General features: G+C 65.4%; 12 protein-coding genes and 1 pseudogene. 8 read left to right on the top strand and 5 right to left on the bottom strand.

The features are described 5' to 3' along the window. The first annotated feature begins 168 nt into the window (after positions 1–168). Positions 169–783, top strand: a complete 615-nt coding sequence (locus D3D01_RS11370) for a class I SAM-dependent methyltransferase (protein ID WP_121512268.1) — start codon at positions 169–171, stop codon at positions 781–783. A 23-nt stretch (positions 784–806) separates the two neighbouring features. Here D3D01_RS11370 and D3D01_RS11375 read toward each other — a convergent pair whose 3' ends face one another. After that, positions 807–1,640: a winged helix-turn-helix domain-containing protein gene (locus D3D01_RS11375; RefSeq protein ID WP_121512269.1), complete on the bottom strand. Its 834-nt coding sequence runs from the start codon at positions 1,638–1,640 to the stop codon at positions 807–809. 68 nt (positions 1,641–1,708) lie between these two features. Further along, a pseudogene (locus D3D01_RS11380) lies at positions 1,709–2,583 on the bottom strand (dihydrodipicolinate synthase family protein). Positions 2,584–2,680: 97 nt separating this feature from the next. Here D3D01_RS11380 and D3D01_RS11385 point away from each other — a divergent pair. The 4 genes from D3D01_RS11385 (at position 2,681) to D3D01_RS11400 (ending at position 8,375) form a co-directional block, all read left to right on the top strand. Further along, entirely contained in the window at positions 2,681–5,431 is a 2,751-nt protein-coding gene (locus D3D01_RS11385) for an ATP-dependent helicase (RefSeq protein WP_121512270.1), read from the top strand. 92 nt (positions 5,432–5,523) lie between these two features. Further along, on the top strand, positions 5,524–6,147 hold the full coding sequence (locus D3D01_RS11390) for a carbonic anhydrase (RefSeq protein ID WP_121512271.1): 624 nt from the start codon (positions 5,524–5,526) through the stop codon (positions 6,145–6,147). 90 nt (positions 6,148–6,237) lie between these two features. Beyond that, a complete protein-coding gene (locus tag D3D01_RS11395; protein ID WP_101350114.1) occupies positions 6,238–6,699 on the top strand; it encodes a PH domain-containing protein in 462 nt (153 codons plus the stop codon). After that, the gene (locus D3D01_RS11400) at positions 6,696–8,375 is read left to right on the top strand and encodes a PH domain-containing protein (protein WP_121512272.1); all 1,680 of its coding nucleotides are present in this window, start codon (positions 6,696–6,698) and stop codon (positions 8,373–8,375) included. Before D3D01_RS11395 ends, D3D01_RS11400 begins: the two co-directional genes overlap by 4 nt. Here D3D01_RS11400 and D3D01_RS11405 read toward each other — a convergent pair whose 3' ends face one another. Both D3D01_RS11405 and D3D01_RS11410 read right to left on the bottom strand, forming a co-directional pair. Continuing rightward, positions 8,376–11,063 carry an AAA domain-containing protein gene (locus D3D01_RS11405; RefSeq protein WP_121512320.1) on the bottom strand — a complete coding sequence of 896 codons (2,688 nt, stop codon included), beginning with the start codon at positions 11,061–11,063 and terminating at the stop codon, positions 8,376–8,378. Between the two features lie 69 nt (positions 11,064–11,132). Continuing rightward, complete coding sequence (locus D3D01_RS11410) at positions 11,133–11,528, bottom strand: DUF2237 family protein (RefSeq protein ID WP_101350112.1); 396 nt, start codon at positions 11,526–11,528, stop codon at positions 11,133–11,135. 157 nt (positions 11,529–11,685) lie between these two features. On the opposite strand from D3D01_RS11410, the gene D3D01_RS11415 reads away from it, so the two are divergent. Continuing rightward, the gene (locus tag D3D01_RS11415) at positions 11,686–12,231 is read left to right on the top strand and encodes a hypothetical protein (RefSeq protein ID WP_101350111.1); all 546 of its coding nucleotides are present in this window, start codon (positions 11,686–11,688) and stop codon (positions 12,229–12,231) included. Positions 12,232–12,271: 40 nt separating this feature from the next. Continuing rightward, on the top strand, positions 12,272–12,607 hold the full coding sequence (locus tag D3D01_RS11420; RefSeq protein ID WP_101350110.1) for a hypothetical protein: 336 nt from the start codon (positions 12,272–12,274) through the stop codon (positions 12,605–12,607). Here the strand turns inward: D3D01_RS11420 and D3D01_RS11425 are convergent. Further along, on the bottom strand, positions 12,604–12,831 hold the full coding sequence (locus D3D01_RS11425; RefSeq protein WP_121512273.1) for a ribbon-helix-helix domain-containing protein: 228 nt from the start codon (positions 12,829–12,831) through the stop codon (positions 12,604–12,606). The genes D3D01_RS11420 and D3D01_RS11425 overlap by 4 nt on opposite strands. A 74-nt stretch (positions 12,832–12,905) precedes the next feature. Between D3D01_RS11425 and D3D01_RS11430 the strand changes: the two genes are divergently transcribed. Next, positions 12,906–14,255 carry an MFS transporter gene (locus D3D01_RS11430; RefSeq protein ID WP_101350109.1) on the top strand — a complete coding sequence of 450 codons (1,350 nt, stop codon included), beginning with the start codon at positions 12,906–12,908 and terminating at the stop codon, positions 14,253–14,255. The last annotated feature ends 59 nt before the right edge of the window (positions 14,256–14,314 follow it).

Raw genomic sequence — 14,314 nt, forward strand, 5'->3', positions numbered from 1 at the left:
TCAGGGCGGCCGTGTGGGAAGGTCACCCGTCGACGGCGCAGTTCATGCTTCGGACGGGGATAGCAAAAGTTCACCCGTGGCTCAAAAACCATTTTAACCGAACCGCGCTTGCGGCAAACCCACGAAACGGAGCGGGAGACACTTGTGCGAGTACGCCGAGACGCGAGTATGAAGAAATCACTCGACGAACACGCCGAACGGTTCTCCGAACACGCCGACGCCTACGACGAGAACCAGGATTCAGCGGCGTATCGCGCCTGTGTCGACTTCGTTGTCGAGCACGCAGCCCCCGAAACTGACGACGTGGTGCTCGACCTCGGCACTGGCACCGGAGCCATCGCGTTCGCGCTCGCGCCCGACGCACGGGAGGTTATCGGCCGCGATATCAGCGACGGGATGCTGGACAAAGCGCGGGAGAAAGCTGAGGAGCGCGGCGTCGGGAACGTTTCCTTCGATGACGGTCGCTTCCGCGCGCCGAACGTCGACCGTTCAGTGGACGTCGTTACGTCGAACTTCGCGATGCACCACCTAGGCGACGACGAAAAACGCGAGGCTATCGACACCATCGCCGATTTGGGGCCACGGCGAATCGTCCTCGGGGACGTGATGCTGTTCGGCGACGACGACCCCGACGCCCCGTTCTACAGCCCCGAGGTTGACGACCCGGCGACGGTCGGCGTCCTCGCCGACGCCTTCACCGATGCTGGCTACGCGCTGACGGCCGTCGAGATGGTCACCGAGCAGGCTGGCGTGCTGGTCGCCGACCGACTCGATTCTGACTGAAGCGACTGGACCGCCAAACCGGCTCAGCGGTAGTTTCTGTACGCCCAGAACGAGACGTACAGCGTCAGGACCAGCAGCCCGCCGAGGAAGAAGGCCACGCCGGGCTCGATGTGGAAGCCGCCGCTACCGCTCGCGGCCTCGGTCGTCAGTTGTCGCGCCTCCTCGGTCATCGCTTGGACCGGGGTATCGGCTTCCGGGGCCGGAGTGCCCTCGGGGGCCGGCGTGGCTTCTGGTGTCTCCGTCGCTTCGGCTATCTGGAACCCACCGTCGTCCGACGCTGTCGGGGTCGGCGTAGATTCGGCCGACGCGGCTGTCCGGTTCGCCGCTTCGAGACTCTCAGCGTCCCCGCTACCTTGGGCACCGTCACCGCCGGCTCCCGCGTCCCCGCCGCCAGCCCCTGCACTCCCGAACTGAATCGGGAACTGTCCGAGCAGGAGTTGCAGCATGACGCTGGCCGCGGTGAGGATACCGATAACAGGGAGGACGCGGCGGACGAGCGACCGGAGGGACTGCTTGCGCTCCTGCGTGCCGACGAACAACACCAGCGGGTCCTCCGGCGGCTCGTACACCTTCATCTCCTGGCCCTTCTCTGAGTACTGGACCCCAGCGACGGCGATGAGTTCCTCGTCTTCCAGTTTCTCCAGATGATAGGAGACCTTCTGTATCGACATATCGAGCCGGTCTGCCAGTTCGGAGGGCGTGCCCGGCTCCTCGTAGACCGTGTTGAGTATCTCTCTGGCCGTTTCCGAAGAAAGGGCGTCGAGGACCGCCGAAACGTCTTCGTCGACCCCGACGACCTGAAGCTCCCCGCCCTGTGAGGTGCTCGTGTCGGGACCGCGGGAGGGCAGCAACGACATATATTCCGTTCACTGCCGCCCAGCGTAATGAATCTCGTGGAACCTCACAGACTTGTTTGAGTCTGGGGTCACTCCAGCCGCTCGGTCACCGGCGCGACCGCCTCCGGCGACAGTGAGTCCCGGGGCGGTCGCACCGTCGCGTGGTCGATGACGCCGCGGTCGGCGAGCAGGGCTTTCACCGTGGGCGCGAAGCCGAACTCGGCACACGCCTCCGAAAGCGGTGAGAGGACATCCCGCTGGACCGCTCTGGCCCGTTCGATACACCGCTAGCGACGGCAGTGCCCGCCCGCTCCAGATCGTCGAACAGCAGGTGCGAGAGCGCGCTGACGCCGCCGTCCCCGCCCACCACGAGCGACGGGACGAACAGACCGTCGTGGCCCTGGTAGACGGTGAACTCGTCGGGCGTCTGATTCATGACTGCGGTGACGTAGGAAAGGTCACCCGAGGAGTCTTTGAGTCCGGCGACGGCGTCCGACTCGGTGAGCGCGGCGACTGTCTCGACGGACAGTTTCTGCCCGACGGCCCCGGGGATGTTGTAGAGGTAGACCGGCAGGGGAGCGTCGGCAAGCACCGCGTCGAAAAAGGCCTCGTTGCCCGCTGCGCTGGCCTGGCCGCCGTAGTACGACGGCACGACCAGCGTGCTGTCCGCGCCCTGCTCGGCTGCGAACGCCATCCGCTCGTCGACGGTCGCAACGTCCGTCGCCGCCGTCCCGACCATGACGTGGCAGTCGTCGGGCGCTGTGTCAGCCGCGGTTCTGACGACGGTCCGGTACTCGCCGGGCGAGAGCGTCTCGAACTCGCCGGTCGTCCCGCAGGGGACGATACCGTCGACGCCGGCCGCTGAGACGTGCCGGACCAGCGACTCCAGGCCCGCGATATCGAGGTCACCGTCGGCGTCGAATGGTGTCACCAGCGGCGTCAGTACGTCGAAGGATTCAGCCATGCCCTTGGTCAGACACGGTGGTCGCTTAGGCGTTTTCCCCGCCGATATGGCGGAACCGACTTGACGTGGCAGTCCTACTGACCGGTAAGAGCCGACAATGGGAGGACGCGAGCGTCTCGCAGCGACGGACCCGGACTTCGATCCGGACGCGGTCGACATCGACGACGCGGCGGTACTCGACCGCCTCGCGCCCGTCGTCCAGGAGTGGTGGGTCGAGCAGTTCGGCGAGTTCGTCCCCGGCAACGGCGGCTTCTTCACGCCGCCACAGAAGGAGGCCATCCCGCTCATCCACGAGGGCGAGAACGCCCTCATCTGCGCCCCGACGGGGAGCGGGAAGACCCTCGCGTCGTTTACCGGCATCATCAACGAACTGTTCGGGAAGGCCCGTGAAAACGAGCTTGCGAACTCCGTCTACTGCCTCTATGTCTCCCCGCTGAAGTCGCTGGCCAACGACATCCACCGGAACCTCGAACAGCCCCTCGACGGCATCACGGCCAAGCTCGACGACCGCGGCGAGGACGTCGAAATCCGCCACGCCATCCGCCACGGTGACACTAGCGATAGTGAACGGCAGGCGATGCTCGAAACGACGCCCCATATCCTCAACACGACGCCGGAGACGCTGGCCATTCTGCTGAACTCCCCGAAGTTCAAACAGAAACTGGAGACTATCGAGTACGTCATCGTCGACGAGATTCACAGCCTCGCGGAGAACAAGCGCGGGACCCACCTCTCCGTCTCGCTGGAACGATTAGAGGAAATGGTCGAGGAACCGCCGACCCGAATCGGCTGTTCGGCCACCGTCGAGCCACTGGACACCGTCGCGGAGTTTCTGGTCGGCCGCGAGGAGCCCGGCGGCGACCCCCGCGACTACGAAATCGTCGACACACGCTTTTCCCGCGATTTCGACATGGAGCTGTCCTGTCCGGCCGACGACCTCATCAACACACCGCGGGACATCGTCACCGAGCGGTTCTACACGCAACTGCACGAGCACGTCCAGTCCCATACCAACACGCTCGTGTTCACGAACACCCGGTCGGGGGCCGAGCGCGTCCTGCACAACCTCCGCGAGAAGTTCGACGACTACGACGAATCGAACTCCGGGTGTCACCACGGCTCGCTCTCGAAGGAGAAGCGACGCGACATCGAGGAGTCGCTGAAAGCCGGGACGCTGGACGTGGTGACGACCTCGACCAGCCTGGAACTGGGCATCGACATGCCCCACATCGACCTCGTCGTGCAGGTCGGCTCCCCCAAATCTGTCGCCGCGCTCCTCCAGCGCATCGGCCGCGCCGGTCACCAACTCGGCGAGACCGTCGAGGGACGGGTCATCGCCTTGGACCGCGACGAACTCGTAGAGTGTGCGGTGATGCTTGAAAAGGCCGAGCGGGGCTTCGTCGACCGGGTGTTCATCCCCGAGAACGCACAGGACGTGGCGACACAGCACGTCTACGGCATGGCAATCAACGACGTTCGCCCCGAGGCGACGTTCAAGAGCGTCCTCCGGCGGGCCTACCCCTACCGGAACTACGGTGACGGTGACTGGGAGCAGTTGATGCGGTACATGACCGCCGACTATCCCGGGATGGAGGACAAGAACGTCTACGCCAAAATCTGGCGGGACACGAACGACCCGCCCGACGGGGAACACCACTACGAGGACTACAACGTGGGCGAGCACCTCATCGGCAAGCGCGGCCGGCTCGCGCGGGTCATCTACATGACCAACATCGGGACGATTCCGGACTCCTTTACCTGTGACGTGGTCACCCGGAGCGACGACAGCTGGGTCGGCCAACTCGACGAGTCGTACTTGGATACCTTAGAGAAAGGCGACGTGTTCGTGCTGGGCGGGGACAACTTCGAGTACCGGTATCGCCGCGGGTCGAAGGTGTACGTCGACCGGACCGCTGCGCGGCCGACGGTCCCGTCGTGGTTCTCCGAGCGGCTCCCCCTCTCGTATGACCTCGGCCGCGAGATACTCGACTTCCAGGGCCAACTGCTGGACCGGCTGGCAGACGGCGGCATGTCGGAAGTCCGTAACTGGCTCCGGGAATTCCCTATCGACGAGAATAGCGTGCGGGCTATCTCGCGGATGTTCCGCGAGCAGGTCGCCTACGCCGGTCCAGAGAGCGTCGCCACGTCGGACCGGCTGGTAGTCGAGGAGACGCTGGACCACGACGAGTACGAACGACACTACCACGTCCACTCGAACTACGGTCGTCGGTTCAACGACGGTTTCTCGCGGCTGCTGGCGTATCACATCGCCCGGGAAGCAAGCGCGAACGTGCAGGTCGCCGTCGCCGACAACGGCTTCACGCTCTCGATGCCGCTGAACCGCAAGGTCGACATCTCGCGCATCGTCCGGGACCTGGACCCGGAGACGGCACGGGAGGACCTGCGGGCCAGCCTCGACGGGACCGACCTCCTCCAGCGGTACTTCCGCATCAACGCCACGCGGTCGCTGATGATACTCAAACGCTACAAGGGCTACGAGAAGTCCGCAAGCGAACAGCAGGTCTCCTCGGAGATGCTGCTTGGGTTCGCCGAGGACCTGGGCGAGTTCGCCGTCGTCGAGGAGACCTACCGCGAGATTCTGGAGGACAAACTGAACATCGACGGCATCGAGTCCGTCCTCCGTGCGATACGGGCCGGCGACGTGGACGTGGTCCGGACCCGCGTCGACTCGCCGTCGCCGCGTGCCTTCGGCCTGGCGACGCTGATGGCAAGCGACGTGGTCCTCGCGGAGGACGAGTCGGCCGTCCTCCAGGAGTTCCACCAGCGAGTCCTGAACGAAATCGAGAACGGGGATGCCGACGACAGCGCGGTCGCCACTGATGACTGAACGGCTGGCACCGTTCGACTGTGTGCTTTCTGTCCGCTGGCCTGTTGTCGAGCAAGCAGTAAAGTCCACGGGGCACAAAGGCGTGTTCTGCAATGCCACACCACACACACGGGAGCGACGGCGCACACGAGCACGACGAGCCGGAAGCCGGCCACGTCCACGAATCGGTCGACGAGGGTGTCGACGCACGGGACGACTGGGCGCGGCGGCGTCGGAAGGGGATTCCGACAGACAAGCAGTTGCTCGTCGTCGCCTGCATGGACGAGCGCATCCCCGTCGAGGACGCGCTCGGCCTCTCGCTGGGCGACGCACAGATTTACCGCAACGCCGGCGGCAAGGTCACAGACGACGTGATCCGCTCGGCCGCGCTGACGACACAGTACTTCGATACGACCGAAATCATCGTCGTCAACCACACCGACTGTGGGATGATGAGCGCGTCCGACGAGGACGTGATCGAAGGGTTCGAGGCCGCGGTCGACGGCGACCTCGACCCGGCGCTGCCGGAGTTGAATATCGGCGACGCGTCACTCGCGGAGTGGGTCCGGATGACCGACGACATCGACGCGGCGTGTGCGGCACAGGTCGAATACCTCGAAAACCACGACTTGATTCCCGACGACGTGAGCGTGACCGGGTACGTCTACGAGGTCGAGAGCGGGCACCTCCGGCGGCCCGGCGAGCGGGTCGCGGAGCAGGTCAACGAGCGCGTGTAGCCGACCGGCGTCGTCGCCGAGTGACTGTGCGGCCGCCACCTCCGCCCCGGAGCCAAACCGTTAATCCGCGGCCGGGCCCTCGGATGAGACATGGAGTCGATTCATCCGCGGGTGAGACTGCTGTGGATTCTATCGACGGTTATTCAGGCGTCGGTGCTCGGCGTCATCGCATATCTCGTCGACCGGTTTGCTGTCCCACTGCCACAGACGGTCATCGTCGGCGGCTGGGTCGTGCTCGTGGTTCTGGGTGTCGTCCACGCCGTCGCTGCCCACCGAATCTGGCGATTTGACCTGCAAGACGACGCACTGTTTCTCCTTCGCGGTGTCGTCACCCGGACCGACACGTCAGTCCCGTACGTCCGTGTTCAGCACGTCGATACCACGCGCGGTCCGGTCGAACGCGCTATCGGGCTAGCGAGTGTCGTCGTCTACACCGCCGGGACCCGCGGCGCGGACATCACTATTCCCGGGCTGCGGCCGGAACGGGCGACCGAACTCCGTGAACAGCTCCGTGACCTCGCGAACGAGAGCGAGGCGACGGACGCGGTATGAACCGGCTCCACCCGCGAAGTGCGGTCCTGCGCGTCGCCCGAGCGGCGCTGCAGGGCGGCTTCTTCGGCTTTTTCGGTGGGTCACTTGGGACCGGGATGCTCGGACTGCCGGCGTTTGCGGTTCCGCTGCTTGGCCTGTTCGGCGCGCTGGCATTCAGCGGCTACGCACTGGCGCGCTACCTCCGCTTTCGCTACGAACTTGACGGGGACACGCTCACCGTCGAATCCGGTGTCTTCGCCAGACAGTCCCGGCAGATTCCGCTCGGCCGCGTCCAGAACCTCGATGTCGAGCAGAACATCCTCAATCGCCTGCTCGGCCTCGCTATCGTCCGCTTCGAGACAGCCGGTGGCAGCGCGACGGAGGCCACCCTCGATGCAGTCGACGAGGCCGAAGTCAGACGCCTGCGGAACTACGTGCGGACCCACGACCGGGACGACGAAACTGCGGCGGCCACCTCCGATGCGGTGTCTAAGACTGCGACAGCTGTCCGGTCGGCTCACGCGGACCTCCCCGGCGTGACCGGCCCCACTCCGGCACGCGCGGGCGACGCCCAGACCGCGAATGAGCACGGGGACCCGGTTTCGACGTCGGAGGTGGAGGACCGCGACCAGCCGGACGGGTCGCTGTTGTTCGCCTTCGACCAGCGCGAACTCCTGACGTACGCCCTCGTCTCTGTTCGACCGGCCGCGCCGGTCCTCACGCTGGCGTCGCTCCCGCTGGGGATGGACATTGTCTGGGCCGTGCTGCGGTTCAATGCGACCCTCGTTGGAGCGTCGCTGAATGGGCCTGTCGTCCGCTGGCTAGCCGGCTCACCAGAAACAACGCGAGTTGGCATTTTCGCTGCGATTTCGCTCGCTCAGTTCCTCCTGCTCGCACTGGTCGTCAGCGTGGCGCTAACCGTCATCGAATACTACGGCTTCCAGCTCACGCAGGCTGACGGCGACCTCCGGTACGAGCGCGGACTCCTGCGCCGCTACAGCGGCAACATCCCACTGGAGAAGGTGCAGACGGTAACTATCCGCGAAAACGTCCTGATGCGGCGGTTCGGCTACGCGACGCTTGCCGTCGAGACGGCCGGCTACAGCGGCGGGAACCAGCAGTCGACGCAGGGTGTCGCCGTCCCGCTTGCACCACGCGAGGAGGTGTACGAACTGGCCCGTGACATCGAACCGTTCGGCGACCTTGACTTCGAGCGGTCGCCCAAACGCGCCCGACGGCGCTATCTCGCGCGCTTCTCGCTGGCCGCAGCCGGGCTCACCGCGGTCGCCTACGCCGTGGACGCGCTGGTGCTTGAAACGGGCTACTGGTGGCTCACAGCCCTCCTTTTCCTCACCGTTGTGCCGGCGGCCCACCTTCGCTGGCGACACCGCGGGTACGACCTGAGCGAGTCCGTGCTTGCGACTCGAAGCGGCTTCTGGCGGCGCACAACGCGTATCGTCCCGTACTACCGGCTCCAGACGGTGTTCGTCACGCGGTCGCCGTTCCAGCGTCGTCGCGACCTGGCGACTGTGGGGGCTGACACGGCGAGTTCGTCGAGCCTTCTCGGCGGCATCGCCCGCGTGTACGATATCGACGAGGACACTGCAACAGCGCTCAGAGAGACATTGCGAGAACGCCTCACCGCACACCTCGCGGGACTGCGGCTGGGCGATAGGGCCGGCGACACGGACGGGTAGTCAGCCCCGCGCCCATTCGACCATCCGACCGTACACCTCGTCGGTCGCCAGCGCGTCGCCGTCGCCGACGAGCACGAGCGCCTTCTTTGCCCGCGTGAGCGCGACGTTGATACGCCGGTAATCCTCGAAGACGGGGCTGTCGAGCGCTCCGGTGGCGACGAACGAGATGATGATGACTTCTTTGCTCGACCCCTGGAACCGGTCGACCGTGTCGACGGTCACGTCGGGTAGACGCTTCGATATCTCCGCGACCTGCGCGCGGTACGGGGCGATGACGCCGATATCGTCGGCTGCTACCCCAGCCGACCGGTACGACGCGACGATGTCGGCGATCCGGTCGGCCTCGGCGGGGTTGGTGTTGCCGACTTGGCTGCCGTCGGGGTCGACAAACGCCACGCGGTCCCGGAGCCGCTCGGGCAGGCTCGTGGTCGAGACGCCGTCGAGGTCATCGAGCCGCTGGGCCGCTACCTCGCCGGTCGCGGGCCGCAACTGCCCGTCGTAGAACTCTCGTGAGGCGAAGGCCTGAATGTGCTGGGCCATCCGGTACTGGCGGTCCAGCATGATGCCGGCCTCGGGGCGGGCCTCCATCAGGCGCTCGAACAGCGAGGTCGACAGCGTCTCGTCTTCCGACTGGACCACGGGCGGGAGCTGCTGGTGGTCGCCGACGAGCACGAACCGGCCGGCGAGCGTCGTCGCCGCGAGCGTCCCCGGCTCGGTCAGCTGGCCGGCTTCGTCGACGACGGCCACGTCGAACTCCTGGGTCTGGAGCGTGCTCCCGCCGCAGGTGGCCGTCGTCGCCGCGACGACCTGTGCGGTCTGGAGCCGGCTCGCACACGCACCGGGGTCGCCGCTGGTCTCCAGCCGGTACTTCTGCATGTCCTCGCGGACACCGCTTTCCGTGCCGACGCGGACGATATCGGTGTACCCCTGGTCTTCTAGCGCCTCCAGCAGATTGTCCACGGCGCGATTGGTAAAGGCAGAGAGCAGCACTCGGTCGCCGCGAGCAACCAGAGCCCGCACCATTCGGGCTAGCGTATAGGTCTTGCCTGTCCCGGGCGGGCCGTGAACGAGCGCGAAGTCCTCCGCGCCGACCGCTAACTGGACGGCCTCGTTCTGGGCGTCGTTGTTGTCGATGAACGTCTCCTCGACGGTATTGAAGTCCGGCTCGCGCCGCCCGAACAGCACGTCCTTCTGCTCGGGCGACTGGAGGAGCACGGCGTCGTGGAGCGCGTTCTGGAGCCGGTCGGTCGTCAGCTCGGAGGGGTACACGTCCAGCCGCCGGAGGTCCAGTGGCTCGTCAGCCGTGACGACGATTTCTTCGCCGAGACGTTCTACGCGGGCCAGTTCAGCGTTGCCGGTCACCGGGTCGCCGTCGCTGGCGAGCACGAGATTTCCTTCGCGGATTTTCGAGACGGCCCCGGTCCCGGTCGCGCGGAGTTCCCACCGGCCGCCGTCGAGTTCCCGGCGGCCGGTCGGTTCGAGGTCGATGAGCGCGCGGTCGTTGTCGGCGCGCTCCTCGGGCGTCTGTTCCCAGAGCTTCGCGTACTCCCGATGGACGGACCGGCGCTCGGCCTCGATTGCCGCGTAGAACTGCTCGAAGTAGTCCAGTTCCTCGTCGGGCACCGCTCGGCCGACCTGTCCAGCCTTGGATTCCTGGTCGAGGCGGCCGGAGACGGCCATACAGGTGTCCTGCTCGAAGCAGTACTCGCATTTCGCGTTGGCCTCGTAGCCGGTCGGCACGCTACAGTCGTACTCCATCGCCGCAATCGCATTGCGCGTCCGGACGACGTAGTTCAGCAGCCCGCTCCCGATAGAGAACTCCTTGGCCGGTGAGAGGTCGCCGCTTTCTTCGGCGCGGTCCACGGCGGCGTTTTTGGTGTACAGGAGCGTGCCCGTATCCGGCGCGGCCTCGACGGCGCTGTCCGCGCCGGCCGTGCGCTCGCCGAGCATCAGCGCGTACGCGGTCGCCTGAATCTTGTCCTGGAATCGGGGCTCTCGCTTGGTGTTCTTGCCGGTCTTGAGTTCGACGGGCATCCCGCGCCGGACGGCATCGGCCCGCCCCTTCATGCCGAACCGCTCGGAGATGAGCGTCATCTCGGAGCGCCACTGGTCTGTTTCAGTTAGCGTCCCCTGCTGGAGCCAGCCCTGAATAGCTGCGGCGTGGTCACGCACGTCGCCGGCCACCTCGTCGGACTCTCGGCCCAGCAATCCGATATCCAGTCCGGCGGCGTCCACCTGCTCCTCGATAGCAGTGTCGAGGTCCCGGCCACGGAGCAGGTCGCCGAACACCTCGTGGACGACGGTCCCCTTCACCAGCGGATAGGCGTGGTCCGCGCCGTCGAGTTTCCGGAGGTAGTACATCCGCGGGCACTGCACCCACGCCCGGATGTCGGTCACGTCGACGAGGAAATCCGGCTGGACGACGAGGGTGGCGTCGCCGCCGACGGAGTACTGCTGCTCGCCCTGGTACTCCCGCTCGTCGGGGTTGTAGACGGCGATCTCCATGCCTGTCTCGATGACGGCGGCGTTCTCAGTCCACTTCCCCCAGAGTGTCACTGTCGTCGGTTCGCCGGCTCCGCGTTCAGGGCGGATGGTCACCTCACAGAGGTCGCTTTCCCCGTACTGGGTGGTCACCGTCTTCGGCTCCTCGATGTCGACGACGACGCCGCGAACGCGATCCGCGCTCACTGGCTGGCCCTCCCCTGTTGCACGGCCCAAGCGAGGGGGCGGACCCTCAAAAGTCGTTCGCGCCGCGGGTCATTCGCTGGTCGCATCGGCTTCGGACTCCGTGTCGGCGGCGTACTCCTGCAGCGTCTCCAGCGATACGTCTTCGAGTACGTCTTCGCTCGTCGCGTCGAGGTTCACCGGCGGTGCACGCCCGGCCTCGTGAGCCTCTATCCAGCGCGGGACACAGACACACCAGTGGTCGCCGGGGTCGAGGCCCGGGAAGTTCAGGTCCGGCCGCGGCGTCACGAGGTCGTTGCCCTGCGCCTTGCTGTACTCTAGAAACTCCGCGGTCATCACGGCACAGATCTCGTGCCGACCGGGGTCACGCTGGAGCGGGTAGCAGTATCCGTCGCGCATGAAGCCCGTCTTCGGGTCCATCGAGCAGGGGGCCAGTTCCCCGCCGAGGACGTTGCGTTCGCTTTCCATACCACGTCTGGCTGTTCCGGGGAGTAAAGCCGTTCGGCTACGCCACTGATAGGCTGGCTGTCACCCGGATGCTTCGCTCCCGCGCAGCGACGACCGGTCACTGTGCCATTCAGGACCGATGGGTTCATTCTGACCCAGTTCAAACAGGAAACTGACAATGCGCGTTCGCGACTGGCAGGACATTCTCGAAGACGTGATGGAGAGCAATGCCAATCCGGGGGACTGGCGTGCCGTCGGGGGCGACCGCGCGAACGGAATCGGCGAGGATATCTACTTCGGACACCCCGATGCCGGCGTCTACCAGCTCAAGACGTACGCGAAGAACCCTTTCGAGGTACAGGGCGTCGGGTCGCAGGTGGCCCGCCGAATCGACGACGACATCGACCCGCTGTTCCCGACCGATGGCTCGGGCATCTTCGGCGTCCAGCAGGGGCCCGAAGACGAGGACGACGCCAAGGAGAAGGCGAAGAACCTCGAAACGGTGCTCGAAACGCACGCTGACGCACCCACATCGCCGCAAGCGCTGCTGGAAGATATGATGGACGCGATGGACTCCCCGGCCTACGGGCCGATGGAGTTCGACCACCACGACCGGCCCGACCAGATGACCGAACTCACCGAGACGTTCGAGGAAGCGGAGGAACTACTCGACGCAGAGTTCGAAGACGTCATCGAGGAAGACGTAGAGCGGGGCTTTTACTGATGGCCGAACGGACAGACGCCGACTGTTACGGGGGCTCCTGATGGTCGGCCCTTCGATGACGGACGCCGACCGGAAACGCTTTCTCAGATACACGCAAGTCGGGTTTGCGCTCCTTATCGGCGGGTCGATGGGGCTTGTGACGATGTATGGCGGTGCCGAGCTGCTGATTGTCGTTGGCGTGTTCGTTGGTGGCACCGCTGTCGGTGGCGCTCTCGCGTGGTATCTCATCCCGGAGAGCATCGCAGAAACCCCGTACGAGTCGGTCGACAGCGGTCCGAAACCCGGCGCAAAGATGAAGCAACGTCGGCAGGAGAACGACGGCTCCAGACAGCAGGCAGCTGAGGACGACGGCCGGCTCTCACAGAACCGCGACTAGAGGAAGTCGTCCTGCATCGCGGGGTCCTGCTGTTCGGAGGCCGTCTGGTCGAAAATCTCTTGGTCGAGCGTTTCGGTCTCTTCGGTCGTAGTATTATAGGCCGAAATCCCCCGCTTCAGGAGATCTTCGACTGCTTGGTCGCGGTTGAGGAACTCGCCCTGTTCGACGAGTCGCTGGATGTCCGAGTCCACCTGGTCCGGGAGTGACACCTTGATCTTGCTCACACTTGCCGCCTATACTGTTCGGACATAAAAACCCACCCCTGCTTTTGAGAGGGGTCAAGAAGGCGCACACGTGAATGCGCGAAACCGTCACACACTTGCCGGCGGCCGACACGAACCACAGTGTGAACGCGAACGACCGAGCGATCACTGCACTGGTCATGCTCGCACACGGGCTGGTCCACACCTACGAGATGGCGGTCCCGATATTCGTCGTCATCTGGCTCACCGAGTTCGACCTCATTAACCTCGGTATCGCTCAGTTCGACGTGACAACGGCGACCGTCGGCGTCATCGTAACAGTAGGCTATGGCCTGTTCGGGGCCGGCGCGCTCCCGGGCGGCATCATCGTCGACCGAATCGGTTCCCGCCGGCTCATCACCGGCTGTCTGCTCGGCATGGGTGGGTCGTACATCCTGCTGGGACTGGCTCCGAGTATGGTCGTTATCGCGCTCGCGCTCATCCTCTGGGGAATCTCTGCCAGCGTGTACCATCCGGCGGGGCTCTCGCTTATCAGCAAAGGTGTCGAACAGCGCGGGACCGGACTCGCCTATCACGGCGTCGCTGGCAACCTCGGTATCGGTCTCGGTCCGCTCGTCGCCGCGATTCTCCTGTTGGTCGCCGAGTGGCGGACCGTTGCACTCGTTCTCGGGGTTCCGGCGCTGCTCGCCGCCGTCTACGCCTCGCAGGCGAGTTTCGACGAAACGGCGGCGGTGACGACGGCGACTGACGGCGGGTCGAAGGCCAACAGCGGCATCGACTCCCTCGGAGAGTTCCTCTCGGAGAGCAAGCACTTGCTGGCCGGGAGTTTCCTCTTCGTGTTCGTCGTCGTCATGTGCTCGGGGCTGTACTACCGCGGTGTCCTCACGTTCCTCCCGGAACTCCTGCGAGACTTGCCGGGCTTCGAGCCAATCCCGGTGGAGACGTTACTGCCACCCACCGTGCTCTCAGCGCTTGGCATCGAAACCGGAACGGGGCAGGCCTTCAAGCCACAGGACTATTTTTACGCCGGCCTGTTGCTCATCGGCGTCCTCGGCCAGTACGCCGGGGGGAAACTCAGCGACCGGATTCCCGTCGAGTACGGCATCGCCGGGTCGTTCCTCGTGCTTGCCGTCCTTGCAGTGCTGTTCGTTCCGGTGTCGGCGATAGGCTTCGGGCCGCTGGCGGTGCTCGGTGCGCTTCTGGGCGTCGCGCTGTTCGTCGTCCAGCCGATGTATCAGGCCGCCGTCGCGGAGCACACGCCCACTGGCACGCGCGGACTGTCGTACGGCTACACGTATCTGGGTGTGTTCGGGGTCGGCGCGCTCGGTGGCGGGCTGGCGGGGTCGATTCTGGCTTTCGCGAACGTGACGGCGCTGTTCGGGACGCTCGCCGGAATCGCACTCGTCGCTGTCCTCGCGGGAACCACCCTCGCTCGTCGTTCGTGACTCCCTGAGTGAGAGGCAGGCCGTCGCATCGCTTGCTATTTCTGTCTGTACAATCTACC

The organism is Haloarcula sp. Atlit-7R, assembly GCF_003666065.1.
In the GTDB taxonomy this organism is placed as follows: domain Archaea; phylum Halobacteriota; class Halobacteria; order Halobacteriales; family Haloarculaceae; genus Haloarcula; species Haloarcula taiwanensis.